This window comes from Acidovorax sp. AC410 (assembly GCF_979253235.1).
Map to the genome: position 1 here is coordinate 6,407,425 of NZ_CEEDCG010000001.1, position 18,345 is coordinate 6,425,769.

The window sequence follows — 18,345 nt, forward strand, 5'->3', positions numbered from 1 at the left end:
GGGTTGCCAGATACTTCCCCGTTTTAGCGCCCCTTATCTTCAGGAGACAACCCGATGAACGCACCCACCTCTTCGGCCGTACTGGCCCCCACCGTCAAGCTGCTGATCGGCGGCCAGTTCATCGAGTCCAAGACCACCGAGTGGCGCGACGTGGTGAACCCTGCGACGCAGCAGGTGCTGGCGCGTGTGCCGTTTGCCACGGCCGAAGAGATCGATGCCGCCGTGGCCTCCGGCAAGGAAGCTTTCAAGACCTGGAAGAAGACGCCCATCGGCACGCGCGCGCGCATCTTCCTCAAGTACCAGCAACTGATCCGCGAGAACATGGCCGAGCTGGCCGCCATCCTCACGGCCGAGCAAGGCAAGACCCTGCCCGACGCCGAGGGCGATGTGTTCCGTGGCCTCGAAGTGGTGGAGCATGCCGCCGCCATCGGCAACCTGCAACTGGGTGAGCTGGCCAACAACGTGGCCGGAGGTGTGGACACCTACACCCTGATGCAGCCCCTGGGCGTGTGCGCGGGCATCACGCCCTTCAACTTCCCGGCGATGATTCCGCTGTGGATGTTCCCGATGGCGATCGCCACGGGCAACACCTTCGTGCTCAAGCCCTCCGAACAGGACCCGATGGTGACCATGCGCCTGGTGGAGCTGGCGCTGGAAGCCGGCGTGCCCCCGGGCGTGCTCAACGTGATCCACGGCGGCGAGATGGCCGTGAACGCGATCTGCGACCACAAGGACATCAAGGCGATCAGCTTCGTGGGCTCCACCAAGGTGGGCACCCATGTCTACAACCGCGCCAGCCTGGCCGGCAAGCGCGTGCAGTGCATGATGGGCGCGAAGAACCACGCCATCGTGCTGCCTGACGCCAACAAGGAGCAGACCCTGAATGCCCTGGCCGGCGCGGCCTTCGGTGCGGCCGGCCAGCGCTGCATGGCGCTGTCGGTGGTGGTGCTGGTGGGCGAGGCGCAAAAATGGATTCCCGACCTGGTGGCCAAGGCCAAGACCTTGAAGATCAGCGCCGGCACCGAAAAGGGCACGGACGTGGGTCCGGTGGTCTCCTGCGCCGCCAAGGACCGTGTGGAGGGCCTGATCGCGCGCGGCGTGGCCGATGGTGCGACGCTGGAACTCGATGGCCGCAACCCCCTGGTGGCCGGCTATGAAAAGGGCAACTTCGTGGGCCCCACGGTGTTCAGCGGCGTCAAGCCCGGCATGAGCATCTACGAGCAGGAAGTCTTCGGCCCCGTGCTGTGCCTGTCGGCCGCGGCGGACATCGATGAAGCCATCGCCTTCATCAACGACAACCCCAACGGCAACGGCACCGCCATCTTCACCCAGTCGGGTGCTGCGGCGCGCAAGTTCCAGGAAGAGATCGACGTGGGCCAGGTTGGCATCAACGTGCCGATCCCCGTGCCGGTGCCGCTGTTCTCGTTCTCGGGTTCGCGCGCTTCCAAGCTCGGCGACCTGGGCCCCTACGGCAAGCAGGTCGTACTGTTCTACACGCAGACCAAGACGGTGACGGCGCGCTGGTTCGACGACAGCACCATCTCGCACGGTGTCAACACGACGATCAGTTTGAAATAAGGCAAAGGCCCCAGGCGGCGTGGCGCAGCGGCAGGGCATGGTGAAATCGGTGCATGCACCGTGATCCCCTCTCCCTGCTGCGCGCTGCAGCCTGTACCCTGCCCTTGCTCATGGGCTCCTCCACCGCCTTGGCCCAGGCCGGCGCCGCATGCCGCGCGGGCGGTACGGCGGCCGAGACCAATGCCTGCGCGGTGCAGGATTTCCAGGCCGCCGATACGACCATGGCCGTGCTCTACGCGGACGTGATGCGCGCCCTGTCGGCGCACGAGCGCCCGCAGCTGCGCCAGGAACACTCCGCCTGGCTGCGCGCGCGCACCACGCAATGCAAGCAGGCCACGCGGGCCACCGAGCAGCAGCCCGAAGGCCCGCGGATCTACCACGAGTGCCTGACCCGCGAGACCCAGGAGCGCCGCAAAGGGCTGATGCGATGGCTCTCCATGGACAGCCCCGCCAAGCCTTGAGCGTTTGACCACCAACAGAACAACAAAGACGACAGCGAGACAGACACCATGGACTTTGAGCTCTCCGAAGAACAACGCGCCTTCGCCCAGACGGCCCGCGACTTTGCGCGGGCCGAGTTCGCGCCGCACGCTGCGCACTGGGATGCCGAAGGCATCTTCCCCAAGGAGGCCATCGCCAAGGCCGGCGAGCTGGGCTTTTGTGGCCTGTACGCGCCCGAGGCTGCCGGTGGTCTGGCCCTGCCCCGGCTCGATGCCACGCTGGTCTTCGAGGAAATGGCGGCCGTGGACCCCTCCACCACGGCCTTCATCACCATCCACAACATGGCCACCTGGATGCTGGGCACCTGGGCCACGCCGGCCGTGCGCGACCACTGGGGGCCCCTGCTGACCACGGGCGAAAAGCTCGCCTCCTACTGCCTGACCGAGCCCGGTGCGGGCTCGGACGCGGCCTCGCTCAAGACCCGGGCCGAGCTGGTGGGCCACGAGTATGTGATCAACGGCTCCAAGGCCTTCATCTCGGGTGCGGGCGCCACCGACGTGCTGGTGCTGATGGCCCGCACGGGCGATGCGGCATCGGGCGCGGGCGGCATCTCGGCCTTTGCGGTGCCGGCCGACACACCGGGCATCAGCTACGGCAAGAAGGAAGAAAAGATGGGCTGGAACAGCCAGCCCACGCGCACCATCAGCTTCGACAACGTGCGCATCCCGGCCGACCACCTGCTCGGCCGCGAGGGCGAGGGCTTCAAGATCGCGATGAAGGGCCTGGACGGCGGGCGCATCAACATCGCCACCTGCTCGGTGGGGGCCGCCCAGGGCGCACTCACGCAGGCGCAGCAGTACATGCACGACCGCAAACAGTTCGGCAAGCCGATTGCGAGCTTCCAGGCGCTGCAGTTCAAGCTCGCCGACATGGCCACCGAGCTCGTGGCCGCGCGCCAGATGGTGCGCATGGCCGCAAGCAAGCTCGATGCGGGTGACCCGAATGCGAGCACCTACTGCGCCATGGCCAAGCGCTTTGCCACCGACGTGGGCTTCACCGTCTGCAACGAGGCCCTGCAGCTGCATGGCGGCTACGGCTACATCCGCGAGTACCCGCTGGAGCGGCTGCTGCGCGATGCGCGCGTACACCAGATCCTGGAGGGCACGAACGAGATCATGCGCGTGATCATCGCGCGGCGCATGCTTGATGGCGATGCGCCGGACGTGATCCGGTAGTCCCGCGATACTGATACTCCGATCACGCGCCACTCTTCATGGATCTCTTCATTCCAGCCCCCCCTGCTGTCGGAGTAGATCGTTTCGGGCGAGAATTCAAAAATTGGCGTGAATGGAATAATGCAAAAGATTTTCTCAAAAATTTGGCCATTGAGTTCAATCCGACGAATCTCTTTTGCGTGCGACCTGATCCACCCGATGTAGTCTATGGAGAAATCAGGCTGGAAATCAAGGAGATCATGGATGAAGGCAGAAGACGTCATGACGAGGTAAAAGAGGAGATTGCCAAGCATGGTCAAACTTTGCCTTACGCATCCAATCCACAAGGGCTTATTTTTGATTTGCAACCTTTGGACGTAGCAAAATTAATAGTAAAAAATCTGGACTCGTACGATTCAAAAGAAAAATACAAAGACTCCTTCAAAGAGAAAACAGATATTTTATTTTATATAAATATAAAATATCATCACTTCGACGAAGGAGAGATGCCCAGCTCGGCTATTTTTGAAAAATATGGGTGGCGCTCCATCTGTTGCGTAGTCAGATCAGATGTCAGCATAATTTTTCACGCCAGCGCCAATGCACCTACTTTGCTGAGAGATCGCACCAGTAAGTATTTCGAAACCCCATAAATCTCATGCCCGCCCGCCCGCTTTCCGACGAAACCCTGCACCTGATCGACGCCGTGCGCACCGCGCTCGAAGGGCGCAGCGACGTGGAGGAGCGCACCATGTTCGGCTGCTACTGCTTCTTCGTGGGCGGCAAGCTGTGCATCGGCGTCAAGGGCGAAGAACTGCTGGTACGCCTGCCGCCAGGGCGGCACCCGGAGTTCCAGGAGATGCAGAACTCGCGCGAGCTGTCGCCCGGTGGCGGCATGAAGGGCTACTTCTGGATCGAACCCAACGGCTACACCACGCGTGCGCAGTGGAGCTTCTGGCTGAGGGAGGCGCTGGCCTACAACCCGCTAGTCAAGGCCACGCCCAAGCGCAAGCCCGCTGCAACGAAGACCGCGAAGACCAACCCGACGGCAAAGAAGAAGCCCGCGGCCAAGCGCCACAGCATCTTCGAGGCCGACGACTGACTTTCTCCATTGCCCAAGAAGCCACCACCATGCCCCTTCGCATCGTCCGCCTCGGCACCCCACGCGCGCCCGACGAAGGCCCCCGCATCGGCACCGTGCGCCGGCCACCGCGCGGCGTGCCCAAGGCCGAGTTCGGCAGCCAGAACTGGTATGACGTGTGGTACCCGCTGCTCTCACCGAGCGCCGATCTCATGGCCCAGGGGCAGCAGGCGCAGAGCGACAAGGAGTGGCAGGCCTTCGTGAAGCAGTTCCGCAAGGAACTGGCCCAGCCCGAGGCCAGCCGAACGCTGGACCTGCTGGCCACCTTGTCGCACCACAGTGCCATGTCGGTCGGCTGCTACTGCGAGAACGAGGCGCGCTGCCACCGCTCGGTGCTGCGCGAGGAACTTGCCAGCCGGGGCGCGGACATCGCCACGGATTGACCCCCTTTCCACATCACAACGACACCAAGGAGATACGAACATGAAAATCGCATTCATCGGTCTGGGCAATATGGGCGGCCCCATGGCCGTGAACCTGCACAAGGCAGGCCACGAAGTCCGGGCCTTCGACCTTTCGCAGCCCGCACGCGACAAGCTGGCCGCCGATGGCGTGGCCATCGCAGCCGATGCCTCAGCCGCCGTGCAAGGCGCCGAAGTCGTCATCAGCATGCTGCCCGCCAGCCAGCATGTGGACAGCCTGTTCCTGGGCGCTGGCGAGCTGCTGGCCCAGTTGCCGGCCGGCACGCTGGTGATCGACTGCTCCACCATTGCCGCAGCCACCTCGCGCAAGGTGGCCGAGGCCGCCAAGGCCAAGGGCGTGGCCTTCATCGATGCACCGGTATCGGGCGGCACGGGCGGCGCGATTGCCGGCACGCTGACCTTCATGGTGGGTGGCGACGCGGCCGACCTGGAACGCGCGCGCCCAGTGCTCGAGAAAATGGGCGCCAACATTTTTCACGCGGGCAGCGTGGGTGCCGGGCAGACGGCCAAGATCTGCAACAACATGCTGCTGGGCATTCTGATGGCGGGCACCAGCGAGGCGATTGCCCTGGGCGTGGCCAATGGCCTGGACCCCAAGGTGCTGTCGGAGATCATGCGCCGCAGCTCGGGCGGCAACTGGGCGCTGGAAAAGTACAACCCCATGCCCGGCGTGATGGAAACTGCCCCTGCCAGCAAGGGCTACGCGGGCGGCTTCGGCACCGACCTGATGCTCAAGGACCTGGGCCTGGCGCAGGAAAATGCGGCCGCCGTGAAGGCCGCCACGCCCCTGGGCGGCCTGGCGCGCAACCTGTACGCGGCGCACAGTCTGGCAGGCCACGGCGCGCTGGACTTTTCGAGCATCATCAAGTCCGTGCAGAAGAAGGGCTGAGGCCCGGCACCGGCGTGCCGGTGCCCCTTTTTTCAACCGCCGCGGGGGTTGAGCACCATGGAGTCGCGCTTGATCTCCACGTCGAACTGGCGCAGGAAGTTCTGGCCGAGCAGCGCGTCGTCCTCGCTTTCGCCGGTGTAGCCCGTGCCCACGCGCAGGCCCGACACTGCGAGATTGCGCGCGGTGATGGATTCGGAGACCGAGACCCGCCCCTCGCGGTTGCCGTTGGCCGTGCGGAAGGTGGTGGGCACGCCGCCGGTGAGGCCGGCCTTCTTCGCCACCTCGTCGGTCACCGCGATCAGGCTGGCGCCCGTGTCCACCATGAAATTCACCGGCACCCCGTTGACCGTGCCCGCCACGCGGAAGTGGCCGTCGCTGTGGCGTGGTATCACCAGCGCGCCGCTGGAGGTGACCGTGGCGCCGCGCGGTGCCATGAACTGCTTCATGCCCAGGTACAGAACCCCCATGACCACCAGCCAGAAGGCGAGGATGGCCAGGGTGTTCGTGCGCAGTGCGCGGCGCGTGTGGTCGTCCGCCGGGGGTGGTCGCTGGTGGTCGTGTTCTTCGTCCATGGGCCGTCATATGCCACGCTTTCAGAGCCTGGCACGCAAATGCTGAGCCCCAAATCATAGGGCAGGCGCGTCGGGCTGCAGGCTGCGCAGGAACTGCTGCTCGAAAACCTCCGCCGGCACGGGCCGGCTGTAGAGAAAGCCCTGGATCTCGTCACAGCCGAGCCGCGCCAGCAGGCCGGACTGCTCTTCGGTCTCCACCCCTTCGGCCACGACATTGAGCCCCAGCGAGTGGCCCAGATTGATGATGGTGGACACCAGCGCACCGCCCTTGGGCCCTGCGGCGAGGTGCAGGATGAACGAGCGATCGATCTTGAGCGTGTCGAGCGGCAGCCGGGCCAGGTAGCTCAGCGAGGAAAAACCGGTGCCGAAGTCGTCCATGGCCACGGTGATACCCATCTCGCGGATGGCATGCAGGCTCTGGGTGCTGTGCTCCACGTCGTCCATCACCATGCTTTCGGTGATCTCCAGTTCCAGCCCGGAAGCGGCCTGTGGGTCGTGCGCCACGGCCGCGCGCACCTGCTCGATGAAGGCCCGGTGGCGCAGCTGCAGGAACGAGACGTTCACGGCCACCCGTATCGGCACCAGGCCCGCGGCACGCCAGCGCAGGTTGTCGGCCAGGGCCTGGCCCAGGGCCCAGCGGCCCACGTCGTAGATCAGGCCGGTCTCTTCGAGGATGGGGATGAACTGCCCGGGTGGCACCAGGCCGCGGCGCGGGTCGTTCCAGCGGATCAGGGCCTCGGCACCGGTCACCTCGCCGCTGGCCAGGTGCAGCTTGGGCTGGTAGTGCAGCACGAATTCGCCGCGCTCCAGCGCTTCGCGCAACTGGTTCTCCAGGCTCAGCGCCTCGGCCACGCGCAGGTTCATCTCCGAGGTGTAGAACATCAGTGCGTCGGCCGAGGCCTTGGCCTTCTTGAGGGCCGCCTCGGCATTGCGCAGCAGCGCCTCGGCATCGCCGCCATCCATGGGGAACAGGGCCACGCCCGCCTTGGCGGTGATGCGCAGCTCCTGCGCGCCCAGCAGGAAGGGCTCGTCGAAGCAGGCGCGCATGAGGTGGTCCACGGCCACGGCCACCGCGCTCGCATCGCGCGCCTCGCACACGGCCACGCCGAAGCTGTTGACGCCGATGCGCGCCAGCATGTCCATCGCACTGGCATGCAACTGCAGGCGCTGCGCCACCAGCTTGAGCAGTTCGTCCCCGAGCGAACGCCCCAGCGTGTCGTTGACGATGCGAAAGCGGTTCACGTCGATCAGCGCCACCCCGAGGAAGGGCGCTGCCTGCGGCCGGTGGCCCTCGCGCGCGCGCATGTGCTGGTTCACGCGGTCCAGAAACAGCGTGCGGTTGGGCAAGGTGGTGATGTCGTCGTAGTAGGCCAGGTAGTTCAGGCGGTCGGATTTTTCGAGGTGGTCGAGCGCGAAGCTGATGTCGCCCGCCAGCTCGCCCAGGAGCTTCATCTCGGTGGCATCGAAGAAGCTCGCCTCGTCGGAAAACAGCGCCATCACGCCCACCACCTCCTGCGCCACCATCAGGGGCAGCACCGCCAGCGAGGCCACCGAGCGGGCCCGCAGCTTGGCCGGCAGCAGCACGCGGGGGTCGCCTTCGACCCGGTCGCAGACCACGGCGCGCTTTTCGCGCACCACCGTGGCCGTCAGGCTGTAGACGCCCGAGGGCTCGTCCGCATACGAGAGGCGGCCGGCAATGTCGTCGAAGAAGTCCGGGTCCGAGCCGGAAATTGCCATGGGGATCACCTGCTGCGCCGCGCGGTCCACCCGGCCGATCCAGGCCATGCGGAACTGCCCGTGCCGTACCGCGATGTCGCAGGACTGGGCAAACAGCTCCTGGCGGCTGCGCATGCGCACCAGCAGCGTGCTGATGCCACTGAGCACGGCATAGACGCGGTTCAGGCGCTTGATCTTGTGCTCGGCCTCGCGCCGCTCGGTGATGTCCTCGCCCAGGCAGGCGATGCCCATGGCCTCGCCATCGACCGAGCGCAGCACCGTGTTGTTCCAGTACACCAGCCGGCGCCCCCCTGCGCGCGTGAGAATTTCCTGCTCGAAATGCCAGGTGGCCGGCCGGTCGGCCAGCATGTCCTCGAACACGCGCTGCATGCCGTCCATGCCCGGGGGCAGGAACAGCTCGAACCAGTTGCGCCCGAAGATCTCGCCGCGCTCCCAGCCCGACAGGCGCAGCAGGCAGTCGTTGCAGTAGGTGATGCAGCCGTTGCGGTCGAGCATCAGCGAGGCCATCTCGACCTTGTCGAGCAGTTCGTTGAAGCGCCGGTCGCTCTCGCGCAGTGCCTCCTCGGCCCGCTTTTGCGCCGTGACATCCTGGATGGTGTTGAACCAGCGCAGGCCGTCGGGAGCGGCGCCTTCGCCGGGCAGCGGCTCCATCACCTGGCGCAGGTGCAACAGCGCCCCGTCGGCGCGCCACAGGCGGTAGGTGAAGTCCATGCGCAGCCCTTCGCGCACCGCCTGCAAGGCCATGCTGCGCACCAGCGCACGGTCGTCGGCGTACACCATGGTGATCCACTCCCGGGCAGATGCCGGCATGGTGCTCGGGTCGCGCCGCAGCATCTGCGCCAGCGTGTCCGGCCAGCTCTCGAACTGGCCGCCGGGTCCGCTGATGATGTGCGTGATCTTGGCCAGCAACTGGGCCCGGTGCAGCCCGGCCTCGCTGGCACGCAGCTCCTCCAGCGCCCGGCGCCGCTCGATCACCTCGATGTGCAGCTGCTCGGCATGGCGCTGCACCTCCAGGTAGAGGCTGCCGTTTTCGTAGATGCGCCCGACCTGGGCCGCGAGGATCGACAGGATGCGCTCGTCCTCGGCGCTGAAGTGGTCGGCCCCCTCCTTGTTGGCCAGGCAGATCCAGCCGTAGGACGAGGCCAGCGAGGTCACCGGTGCCTCCAGCGCGCAGTACAGCGGCGGGTAGCCGGGCGGCAGGCCCGCCATCGTGGGATCGCCCGCGGGATTGAGCAGCCGCTGCGAGCGGCGCTCCGTCTGCAGCCGCCCCAGCATGCCCGATGAGGTATCGGGCACAGGCAGCGACCGCGCCAGCACCGGGTCGATACCGCTGGTGCATACCAGCGGGGAATCGCCCGGCTTGCGCACGGCGCACAGCACGGCGTACTGCGCACCGATGAGTTCGCGGGCCCCGGCACAGACCTTGTTGAGCAGCGTGGCGGGATCGCGCTCGGAGGCCAATTGCAGGTTGAGCTCGGTGAGCGCGGCCAGGCGGCGGTTGGTGGCCTCCAGTTCCACCACGTTGCCGCGCAGCTTGTCGGTCACCAGGCGCAGGTGCTGGGAGCGGAAGGCCGGCTCCGACACCTCGGGCGAGTCCTGGGAGCCCGCTGCCGCCTGCGCCAGCGTGCGTTCGATGGCGCGCAGGATGTCCTGGGGCTCGCAGGGCTTGACCAGCACCTCGGACACCCCTCCGGCCAGCGCCAGGCTGCGCGCCTCCTCCCCCTGGTAGTGGGCGCTGTAGAAGATGACGCGGGTGGCCGCCAGTGCAGGGTCGGCCCGCAACTGGCGCACGAATTCGTAGCCATCCATGGTGGGCATGAGGATGTCCGAGATCACCAGCGCCGGCCGCTCGGCGCGCACCAGCTCCAGCGCATCCGCACCGTCCACGGCCTCCAGCGCCTCATGGCCACTGTGGTTGACGAGCGTGACGATCAGGGCCCGGTTGGGGGCCTGGTCGTCCACAACGAGGATCTTTGCCATGGCTGCCGCCCTCCTTGCTTGTTCATCACCGCGGCGGGTGCGCTGCCCGCAATGCCGGCGCGAGATAGGCCTCGACCTGGCGCACGAAGCGCTCCGGATCGATGGGCTTGGAGATATGGTCCTGGAAGCCGACCTCCAGCGCCTTCTCCCGGTCGCCGGGCATGGAAAAAGCCGTCACCGCGACCAGCGGGGCCCTGCGCCAGCCGGGGTCGGCATGCAGCAGCCGGGCCACCTCATAGCCGTCCATGACCGGCATCTGCAGGTCCGACAGGATGAGGTCGGGCCCGTGCTCCAGCGCGGCGCGCACGCCCTCGCGGCCATTGGGCGCGCTGTACACGTGGTAGCCATCGGCCTCCAGCAGGTAGGTCACCAGCATGCGGCTGGCTTCGTCGTCTTCGATGACCAGAATGCGGGCAAGCATGGGCTATCGCTCCATTTCGCAGGGCAGCGCCCCCGGCAGATCCAGGATGAACGTACTGCCCTCGCCTGGCAGGCTGTGCAGGGTGATGTCGCCGCCCAGCGCCTGGGCAAGCCTGCGGCTCAGGTGCAGGCCCAGGCCCGAGCCTTCCTGGCGCCGCTCTGCACCTTCCACCCGGGAGAACGGCTCGAACAGCCGTGCCTGGTCCGCGAGCGGGATGCCGGGCCCCGTGTCCTGCACGCGCAGGCTCAGCCGCGGGTTCGCCGGACCCGGGGCATCGAGCTGCACCAGCACGCGCCCTTCGTCCGTGAACTTGATGGCATTGCCCACGAGGTTGATGGCCACCTGGGTGAGTGCGCGCCGGTCGGTGCGCGCCAGCACCGCATGCCCGGGCATGCTCACCACGAAGGCCAGGCCCTTGCGCTGCGCATCGGGGCCCAGGGCGGCAGCCACCTCCTCCACCACCCCACGGCAATCGGTCGTCTCCAGTTGCAGGCTGTGTTTGCCGTCACCCAGCTTGGCCACGTCCAGCAGGTCATTGATCAGCGACAGCAGGTGGCGCGCACCGGTCTGCACGATGCGCAGCTGCTTTTCCTGCTCGGTGTTGAGCGGGCCTGGCAGGCGCATGAGCAAGGTGCCGGTGAAGCCGATGATGGCATTGAGCGGCGTGCGCAACTCGTGCGACATGCTGGCCAGGAACCGGTCCTTCACGAGCGCAGCGTTCTCCAGTTCCAGGTTCTTGTCGCGCAGGGCCTGCTCGAAGCGCTTGCGCTCGGTCACGTCGCGGATGGCGCTGGAGACGAACAGCCCCTCCTCGGTCTCCAGTGGGCTCAGGCTGATCTCGACCGGGAACTCCGAGCCATCCTTGCGCAGCCCGTACAGGTCCAGGCCTGCGCCCATGGAACGGGTGCGCGGCTCGGCGAAGAAGCCGCCCCGGTGCTGCGGGTGCTGGCCGCGGTGGCGCGTGGGCACCAAAAGCTCGATCTGCTGGCCCATCAGCTCCTGGCGCGCCCAGCCGAAGAGCTTCACGGCCTGCGAGTTGACCAGCACGATGTGCCCCTCCCGGTCCACGATCACCATGGCATCGGGCGCCGATTCGAGCAGGTCGCGGAATTTCTGGTCGGCCTTCTTGCGGCCCGTGATGTCGCGGATCGCGCTCATCACCATGGTGCCCTCTTCCGTTTCCAGCGGACTGAGGCTGATTTCCACCGGAAACTCGCTGCCATCGCTGCGCACGCCGTACAGCTCCAGGCCCGCTCCCATGGTGCGGGTGCGCGGCTGGACGAAGAAGCCGCCGCGGTGCCCCAGGTGGGCACTGCGGTAGCGCTGGGGCAACAGCACCTCGATGGCCTGCCCCAGCAACTGGCCCCGGGGGTAGCCGAACACGCGCTCTGCCTGCGAGTTCACGAGCACGATGCGCCCGGTCGCATTCACCATCACGATGGCATCGGGTGTGGACTCGAGCAGGTCGCGAAAACGCGCCTCGACCAGCTTGGCATCGCGCAGCACCTTGAGCTGGGTGACGTCCTTCTTGCTCGACAGGAAGTAGGCCAACTGGCCGCCCGCGGCAAAGACCGCACGGGTGGACACGTTCACATGGACCAGCGAACCATCCTTGCGCCGGCGCACCGACTCGTGCACGGCCACCCCGGATTGCAGGGCTTCGGCGCAGATCGATTCTTCGTCATGCACCTGGTCCGGTGGCACGATGAGCTGTGCGAGGCTGCGCCCCCGGGCTTCGGCCTCGGTGTAGCCGAAGGTGGCCTGTGCAGCAGGGTTCCAGTGCAGTACCGTACCGTCCGGCGCGATGACCAGCAGCGCGTCAGGGTTCTGCTCCCAGTGGACCCCGGAGAAATCAGATGCCATACAGCCCCTCATCGTGGTGGGGCCTCGCCGTCGCTCACACGCCCACCCGGCTGCCGCCCCCTCTTTGGAGCATCTTAGGCATGCGCCAAGCAAACTCCAAGCCAAATATTCCCCAACCCAGGCATCGCCGGACGCTTGGCACCATCCCGGCGCAACGGCGACGGCATGCGGTATGCCCTGGCGGGACCGGCAGTATCCCCAGGCGGTACGGCGGGAGGGTGCATGGCCGCGCGTTGCCAGTCAGGCTACATTGGCGCCCATTCCCATCCCTCACGGAGATCCCCATGGGCCTGTTCACCCGCCGCCTGCAGGCAGCACCCTTCGGCGCCTTGTCCGCCGAAGGCCAATCCAAGGTCTGGGAGGGCGAGATCGGCATTGCCCACCTGGGGGACGGATTTGCACTGCGCGTGCATGGCGCCAGGCAGGGCCCGACAGCAGCGCAGGCCGAAGCCTTTGCGCGACTGCTCGCCAATGCCCGGCAGGTCCGCGATGAGGCCACCCCGGCGCTCGTAGCCTTTCTGCTCGAATGCGAGGTGGTGCCACCGGGGGTTGCATTGAATGAAGGCACGCTCTGGGGCTTTCTGACGCCCTGCTTCATCGAAGTGCATCCTGATCACGGCCTGGGGGCCACGCAAAGTGCCTGCTCGGTGGGCTACGAGATTCCCTGGGAGCCAAGCCAGCTCGTCCACATCAACACCACCAACGGCGCCTTCACCGACGTGCATTCGGAGTGACCATGGCGCCATTCGACCGCCTGCGCCCGCTGCTCGCCCCCTGGGGCCGCCTGCAGCCCCAGCCCGCCAGCGACTGGCAGGGCCCCTTTCCCCTGCCCGCCATCGTGGAGGCCTTCTACCGCGAGGTGGGGCCCTGGGGCGAGACCTGGCATGCGTCGGTGGGCCCGGTGGGCCTCGCCATCAACGCGGGCGGCAATCCGGTGGATGTGCCGCCGCTGCACAAGCTCTGGGCACGGCAGGACGGCTATGCCTGGTCGCGCAACCCCGACAACCCGATCCCCGGCTGGCCGGACCACTGGCTGGTGATTGCACAGGAAGGCGCCAACCCCTTCATCCTGGACCGCATCGACGGCAGCGTCTGGTTCGACCTGGCGGGACGAGGGAACTTCAACGACCCGAGCCGGTTTGCCGATGACCTGCCTACCGCCCTGGGCGCCATCGCCACGGTGGCCAACGCCCTCGCGGCCCTGGGCGACGATGCGCTGGATGACACCTATGCGCTCAAGGCCAGCAGCCGTGCGCAGGTGGTACAGGCGTTGGCGGCCTTCACCGGCAGCGAAGCCCGCGCGCAAGGCATGCTGCAGGCGTGGCGGTGGTACCTGTGAGCGCGCTGCTGCAAGCCCTCGATGCGCTGGCGGCAGACGCCGGCATCGCCTTGCCGCCGTTGCTGCGGCACCTGGTGGCGGACGGGTCCACGGCCTATGGCCCCGACTGGGCTGCCACCTGGAGGGAGCGCTGCCTGAGCGCGCCCCCGCCGCTGATCAGTTGCGGTGACTTCGAATGGCTGGATGCCCAGGGCGTACGCACCACCGCCGGGGAATGGCTGAACCCCGCGTACCAGAATGGCCAGCGCCTGGTGCCCTTTGCCGAAACCGGTGCGGGCGATGCATGGTGCCTGGTGCCGCTCGAAGGCGCGCTGGAGCCCGGCGTGGTCCTGGTGCGGCACGACAGCGGTGCGAGCGAAGTGGGATACCGCTCCTTCCAGGACTTTGCCTGCGTGCAGCTGCTGCAGGCGCTGGCCGACCTCAGCGACTGGACCGGCGAGGACGGTTTCACCACCGCGCAGGCCTGCCAGGTGGTGCGCAACGACGTGGACCAGGTGGCCGCCGGCATGGATGCGGCGACAGGCGCCTGGCTGCGCGCGCTCAGCCGTGCGCAGCCCCTGCTGCGCGAGGTACGCGATGGCCCGCGCTGTCCTCCCCGCACGGTGCAGTCCCTGGTATCGCAGAGCGCGCTGCTGGAGGCACTGGAGCGCTTCTCCCCGCCCAATGTTCCGGCGCTCGCCATCACCGCGCGCTGGGAATGTGCGCCCGCCAGCGCGCGCAGTGCGGTGCTGCTGGCAACCAAAGCGCCGCCCGACTGGCGCGCCCTGGCACACGATCCCGGCGGCAAGCTGGCGGCATTGCGCGCTCACCAGCAGGCCCATGGCAGCAGCCTGCAGCAGGCCAAGGCCGCCGTGGACGATTTCATCCAGAACAGCACAGGGCAGAACCCATGAACGACCAGGAAAGCATGGACCGCCTGATTGCACGCATCGACCAGTTGGCCCACCTGCCGGATGGCGAGCACAGCGTGGACTGGGCCGGCGCCAGCTCGCAGGCCGCCCTGACCGCCCTGGAGCAGGCACTGGGCGTGCGCATCAGCGGCTCGTTTCGCACCTTCATCCTGAAGACCGGTGGTGGCGGGCTGGACAGCTTGTGCATCTCCACCATCCCGGCCAGCGAGCCCCTGGGCGGCCTGGGTAGCGTGCATGGCGACACCCTGCACTACCGCGAAGGCTGGGCTGCACCCCTGCCGGCCCACCTGGTCGTCATCCAGCGCAGCCAGGACGACAACGAACCCTTCTGCCTGGACACTTCACGCGTGCAGGACGGAGAAAACCCGGTGGTGCTGTTCTACCACCAGAGCACGGGGCGCGCAGAGCCCATTGCAGGCAGCTTCATCGCCTTCCTGGAAGACTACCTGGAGCCGTACTGGGAGGAACTTTCCGAATGAGCGACACACTGCAGCCCACCCACGGCGTGCGCAGCCTTCCTGCCGTGCGGATGGTTGCCTGCCTGCTGTGCCTGCTGTGCCTGGTAGTGGCCGCACCTGTGGCCAGGGCAGCGTGCATCGACGGGCGTGCGCCCACCGCGGCGCAGGAAGCCGCGACGGCCTCGGGCGTGGTGGTGGCCGAGGTCGGGCAGGCAGAGCTGCTGCATGAGGACCCAGCGGATCCGGACGGCATCACGGCCACGCTGTATGTGCTCAGGGTGCTGCGCAGCGTGCGCGGGCACATGCCGCCCGGCCTGGCGCTGTACAGCGAGAACACGAGTTCGCGCTTTCCCATGGAGGTGGGTGGGCGCTACCTGCTGTTCCTCGCGCGCGACCGGAACTACCGCTATTTCGTGGACCCTTGCGGCAACTCCGGCCCGCTCGCGCAGCGACAGGAGGTGCTCAGGGCATTGGGCAGCGCGAAAGCCCCGCCATAGGGATCAGCTCAGGCGGCGCGCGTTCTCGGCGTAGATGGCCAGGTAGATCGAGTCCGAGCCCACGTAGGGTGCCTTGCTACCAAAGCCGACATTGAAGTCGCCGAACGACAGCGAGCGGATGCCCGCCAGGCCATTGCGCAGCCTGTCGCGGGTGAGGTCCTTGCCCGCGTTCTTGAGGCCTTCGATCATGATCTGGGCGTTGACCCAGCCTTCCAGGGCACTGCCGCTGTTGAAGAAGGCGGCATTGGCCCCCGTCGCCTTCATGGTGCTCTGGAACTTGCGCACCACCACCGATTTTTGCGAATTGGCGTCGGGGAACACCTGCACCAGGGCCATGCCGCGCGTGGCGGCGGCCAGCTTGGGCAGCTCGGACGAGATCACCGTGACCGACAGGCCGGCCAGCGGCACGCCGGCCGCCTTGGCACGGAATGGCAGCACGAAAGCCGTGTTGGCCGTGCCGGTGGTCGCCAGCAGCACGGCGCCCGGGCGCTCGGCGGCCACCTTGTCGGCCAGCTCGGCGCCGTTCTTGCCGTCCACCGCCAGGGCGAATTCGCCGGCACGTTCGACCTTGATCTCGTCGAGCGCGCGCGACATGTCCTTGAGCACTTCCTTGCCGAAGGGGTTGTCCAGGTAGACCACGGAAATGCGCTTGAGGCCCATCTCCACCACCTGCTTGACCAAGCGCTGGGTTTCGTCGCGGTAGCTCGGGCGCACGAAGAACACGTTGCGCTGCTCGGCCGAGCGCAGCGAGGGCGCACCCGTGATGGGGCCCACGGTGGGAATGCCCTTGCCTTCGATCAGCGGCAGGATGGCGGCCGTGTTGGCCGTGCCCAGGGGCGAGATCAGCGCGAAGATGGACTGCGCCTCCAGCATCTGCGTGACGTTCTGCAGGGTGCGGCTGGCCACGTAGGCATCGTCCTTGGCGTCCATGCGGATCTCGCGGCCATGCACGCCGCCGGCCTGGTTCAGCTCGGCAAACGCCGCCTTCATGCCGGCCACCTGCTCGATGCCGGCCTGGCCCAGCGGCCCGGTCAGGGCGATGGAGCAGCCCAGATTGATGTGCTTTGCAGACAGGGGCTCGTCCGCAGCGTTCGCCGTGGAGGCCCACACAGGCAGGCTGGTGGCCGCAGCCATCTGGGTGGCGCGCAGGAGAAAGTGACGACGGCTCATGGTGTGAAGGTGCCCGGAGAATTGTGCAAAGGTGGCGCAGGCTACAGGCCCGGCCGGCGGCAACTTGTCCGGTTTGCGACAGTCTGTCGCACAAAGCGCACAACTTTGGGGCATGCACCCCGGGCCAGGCCCCGCCAGTCAGGCGCGCAGCAACTGGGGCAGCAAGGTCGCCGAGGTACCGCGCAGCACGGCATCGGCGGCATCGTCGAGTTCGCTCGGTGCGGGGTTGAGCACGACCACACGGGCACCGGCCGCACGCGCCTGGCGCGCCAGGCCCGCAGCCGGGTACACGGCGCCCGCCGTGCCGGCAACCAGCATCAGGTCGCAATCCTGCGCTGCCCGCTCAGCGGCCTCGAACACGGCCAGCGGCAGCATTTCACCAAACCAGACCACGCCGGGGCGCAGCCGGTTGCCACAGCGGTCGCAATGGGGTGGGCTGCCGGCCACCGCATCGTCGATGTGGCAGCAGTTGCGCGGCGTATCGAGCCAGCGGTTGGCGAACAGATCGCCATGCAGGCACAGCACGCCCGTGCTGCCCGCGCGCTGGTGCAGGCCGTCCACATTCTGGGTGATCAGCGTGAGGCGGCCCGGGTGGGCGGACTGGAAGGCCGCCAGCGCCAGGTGGCCGGCATTGGGTTGCACCCCCTCCATCAGCTGGCGCCGGTGCTGGTACCAGTTCCAGACCCGCTCCGGGTGGGCGCGAAAGCCCTCCTCGGTGGCCATGTCCTCGGCACGGAACTGGGCCCAGTAGCCGGTCTGCGCATCGCGGAAGGTGGGCACGCCCGACTCGGCGCTCACGCCCGCGCCGGTGAGCACGGCGATGTGCCGGGCCTCCTGCACCCAGGCGCGCACGGTGTCCAGGCGATCCTCCTGCATACGGTCAAGTCCTCTGGCGCAGCGCCTCGTAGAGGCACACGCCGCTGGCAACGGACACATTGAGGCTCTCCACCGCGCCCTTCATCGGGATGCAGACCAGTTCGTCGCAGGTCTTGCGCGTGAGCTGGCGCATGCCATCGCCCTCGGCGCCCAGCACCAGGGCCACGGGGCCCTTGAGGTCCACCTGGTAGACAGTCTTGGGCGCATCGTCGCTGGTGCCGATGCACCAGATGTTGCGCTCCTTGAGCTCGCCCAGCGTGCGCGCCAGGTTGGTGACCATGAAGTACGGCATGGTCTCGGCCGCGCCGCTGGCCACCTTGGCCACCGTGGCGTTGATGCCCACGGCATGGTCCTTGGGGGCGATGACGGCATGTGCGCCCGCACCATCGGCCACGCGCAGGCAGGCGCCCAGGTTGTGCGGGTCGGTCACGCCGTCGAGCACCAGCAGCAGCGGGTTCTCGACGCCGGCGGCTTCGAGGTTCTCCAGCAGCTCGTCGAGCGAGGTGATCTGTGCCACGGGCTCCACCCGCGCCGCCACGCCCTGGTGGCCATGGCTGCCGGCCAGCTTGGCGATGCGCTCGCTGTCGGCTTCGATCAGGCGGGCACCGGCCTCGCGGGCGCGGTCGAGGAACTGGCGCATGCGCGCATCGCGCCGCGTGACCTCGTAGTAGATCTCGATGACGGATTTGGGCGCGGTCTTCAGACGCACGCCCACGGCGTGGAAGCCGAAAAGAACTTTGGGGGAAGACATGCCCTGATTATCGACTGGACGAAGCTGATTCCCTATCAGCTGTCGATGACGCTGTAGGCCTATGCAACTGGCGCGTCAACGCCAG

At 67.2% G+C, this 18,345-nt stretch carries 19 protein-coding genes; 12 read left to right on the plus strand and 7 right to left on the minus strand.

The window, feature by feature from the left end:
* The first annotated feature begins 54 nt into the window (after nt 1-54).
* Genes AC0IZS_RS29775 through mmsB form a run of 7 tightly spaced genes read left to right on the plus strand, consistent with a single transcriptional unit; the run spans nt 55 to nt 5,685 of the window.
* The gene (locus AC0IZS_RS29775) at nt 55-1,578 is read left to right on the plus strand and encodes a CoA-acylating methylmalonate-semialdehyde dehydrogenase (protein ID WP_471638973.1); all 1,524 of its coding nucleotides are present in this window, start codon (nt 55-57) and stop codon (nt 1,576-1,578) included.
* Nucleotides 1,579-1,631: 53 nt separating this feature from the next.
* Nucleotides 1,632-2,039 carry a lysozyme inhibitor LprI family protein gene (locus AC0IZS_RS29780; RefSeq protein WP_471638974.1) on the plus strand — a complete coding sequence of 136 codons (408 nt, stop codon included), beginning with the start codon at nt 1,632-1,634 and terminating at the stop codon, nt 2,037-2,039.
* A 48-nt stretch (nt 2,040-2,087) separates the two neighbouring features.
* Nucleotides 2,088-3,254, plus strand: a complete 1,167-nt coding sequence (locus tag AC0IZS_RS29785) for an acyl-CoA dehydrogenase family protein (protein ID WP_471638975.1) — start codon at nt 2,088-2,090, stop codon at nt 3,252-3,254.
* A 38-nt stretch (nt 3,255-3,292) separates the two neighbouring features.
* Nucleotides 3,293-3,886, plus strand: coding sequence for a DUF1780 domain-containing protein (locus AC0IZS_RS29790; protein ID WP_471638976.1), 594 nt, complete (start codon nt 3,293-3,295; stop codon nt 3,884-3,886).
* Nucleotides 3,887-3,891: 5 nt separating this feature from the next.
* The gene (locus AC0IZS_RS29795) at nt 3,892-4,335 is read left to right on the plus strand and encodes a TfoX/Sxy family protein (RefSeq protein ID WP_471638977.1); all 444 of its coding nucleotides are present in this window, start codon (nt 3,892-3,894) and stop codon (nt 4,333-4,335) included.
* A 29-nt stretch (nt 4,336-4,364) separates the two neighbouring features.
* Nucleotides 4,365-4,757, plus strand: coding sequence for a DUF488 domain-containing protein (locus tag AC0IZS_RS29800; RefSeq protein WP_471638978.1), 393 nt, complete (start codon nt 4,365-4,367; stop codon nt 4,755-4,757).
* 40 nt (nt 4,758-4,797) lie between these two features.
* The gene (gene mmsB / locus AC0IZS_RS29805) at nt 4,798-5,685 is read left to right on the plus strand and encodes a 3-hydroxyisobutyrate dehydrogenase (RefSeq protein WP_471638979.1); all 888 of its coding nucleotides are present in this window, start codon (nt 4,798-4,800) and stop codon (nt 5,683-5,685) included.
* Between the two features lie 32 nt (nt 5,686-5,717).
* Here the strand turns inward: mmsB and AC0IZS_RS29810 are convergent, their stop codons facing one another.
* From AC0IZS_RS29810 to AC0IZS_RS29825, 4 genes are read right to left on the minus strand one after another with little or no spacing between them, the layout of a single operon-like run.
* Nucleotides 5,718-6,257 carry a retropepsin-like aspartic protease family protein gene (locus AC0IZS_RS29810; RefSeq protein WP_471638980.1) on the minus strand — a complete coding sequence of 180 codons (540 nt, stop codon included), beginning with the start codon at nt 6,255-6,257 and terminating at the stop codon, nt 5,718-5,720.
* A 54-nt stretch (nt 6,258-6,311) separates the two neighbouring features.
* Nucleotides 6,312-9,974 (minus strand): EAL domain-containing protein, encoded by a 3,663-nt coding sequence (locus AC0IZS_RS29815; protein WP_471638981.1) that lies wholly within the window; start codon nt 9,972-9,974, stop codon nt 6,312-6,314.
* Between the two features lie 25 nt (nt 9,975-9,999).
* A complete protein-coding gene (locus AC0IZS_RS29820; RefSeq protein WP_471638982.1) occupies nt 10,000-10,395 on the minus strand; it encodes a response regulator in 396 nt (131 codons plus the stop codon).
* A 3-nt stretch (nt 10,396-10,398) separates the two neighbouring features.
* Nucleotides 10,399-12,258: a PAS domain S-box protein gene (locus tag AC0IZS_RS29825; RefSeq protein WP_471638983.1), complete on the minus strand. Its 1,860-nt coding sequence runs from the start codon at nt 12,256-12,258 to the stop codon at nt 10,399-10,401.
* Between the two features lie 284 nt (nt 12,259-12,542).
* On the opposite strand from AC0IZS_RS29825, the gene AC0IZS_RS29830 reads away from it, so the two are divergent.
* The 5 genes from AC0IZS_RS29830 to AC0IZS_RS29850 are packed head-to-tail and all read left to right on the plus strand — an operon-like array spanning nt 12,543 to nt 15,463.
* Nucleotides 12,543-12,992 (plus strand): hypothetical protein, encoded by a 450-nt coding sequence (locus AC0IZS_RS29830; RefSeq protein WP_471638984.1) that lies wholly within the window; start codon nt 12,543-12,545, stop codon nt 12,990-12,992.
* Between the two features lie 2 nt (nt 12,993-12,994).
* The gene (locus tag AC0IZS_RS29835; protein ID WP_471638985.1) at nt 12,995-13,597 is read left to right on the plus strand and encodes a hypothetical protein; all 603 of its coding nucleotides are present in this window, start codon (nt 12,995-12,997) and stop codon (nt 13,595-13,597) included.
* Nucleotides 13,579-14,490, plus strand: a complete 912-nt coding sequence (locus AC0IZS_RS29840; protein ID WP_471638986.1) for an SMI1/KNR4 family protein — start codon at nt 13,579-13,581, stop codon at nt 14,488-14,490. The genes AC0IZS_RS29835 and AC0IZS_RS29840 overlap by 19 nt, the downstream gene beginning before the upstream one ends.
* On the plus strand, nt 14,487-14,987 hold the full coding sequence (locus AC0IZS_RS29845; protein WP_471638987.1) for an SMI1/KNR4 family protein: 501 nt from the start codon (nt 14,487-14,489) through the stop codon (nt 14,985-14,987). The genes AC0IZS_RS29840 and AC0IZS_RS29845 overlap by 4 nt, the downstream gene beginning before the upstream one ends.
* Entirely contained in the window at nt 14,984-15,463 is a 480-nt protein-coding gene (locus AC0IZS_RS29850) for a hypothetical protein (protein WP_471638988.1), read from the plus strand. Before AC0IZS_RS29845 ends, AC0IZS_RS29850 begins: the two co-directional genes overlap by 4 nt.
* 3 nt (nt 15,464-15,466) lie before the next feature.
* On the opposite strand, the gene AC0IZS_RS29855 is transcribed toward AC0IZS_RS29850, so the two are convergent.
* From AC0IZS_RS29855 to rlmB, 3 genes are all read right to left on the minus strand, one after another.
* Nucleotides 15,467-16,633 carry an ABC transporter substrate-binding protein gene (locus tag AC0IZS_RS29855; protein WP_471638989.1) on the minus strand — a complete coding sequence of 389 codons (1,167 nt, stop codon included), beginning with the start codon at nt 16,631-16,633 and terminating at the stop codon, nt 15,467-15,469.
* Nucleotides 16,634-16,771: 138 nt separating this feature from the next.
* Nucleotides 16,772-17,509, minus strand: a complete 738-nt coding sequence (locus tag AC0IZS_RS29860) for an SIR2 family NAD-dependent protein deacylase (RefSeq protein WP_471638990.1) — start codon at nt 17,507-17,509, stop codon at nt 16,772-16,774.
* Nucleotides 17,510-17,513: 4 nt separating this feature from the next.
* Nucleotides 17,514-18,260 (minus strand): 23S rRNA (guanosine(2251)-2'-O)-methyltransferase RlmB, encoded by a 747-nt coding sequence (gene rlmB, locus AC0IZS_RS29865; RefSeq protein WP_471638991.1) that lies wholly within the window; start codon nt 18,258-18,260, stop codon nt 17,514-17,516.
* Nucleotides 18,261-18,345 lie beyond the last annotated feature (85 nt).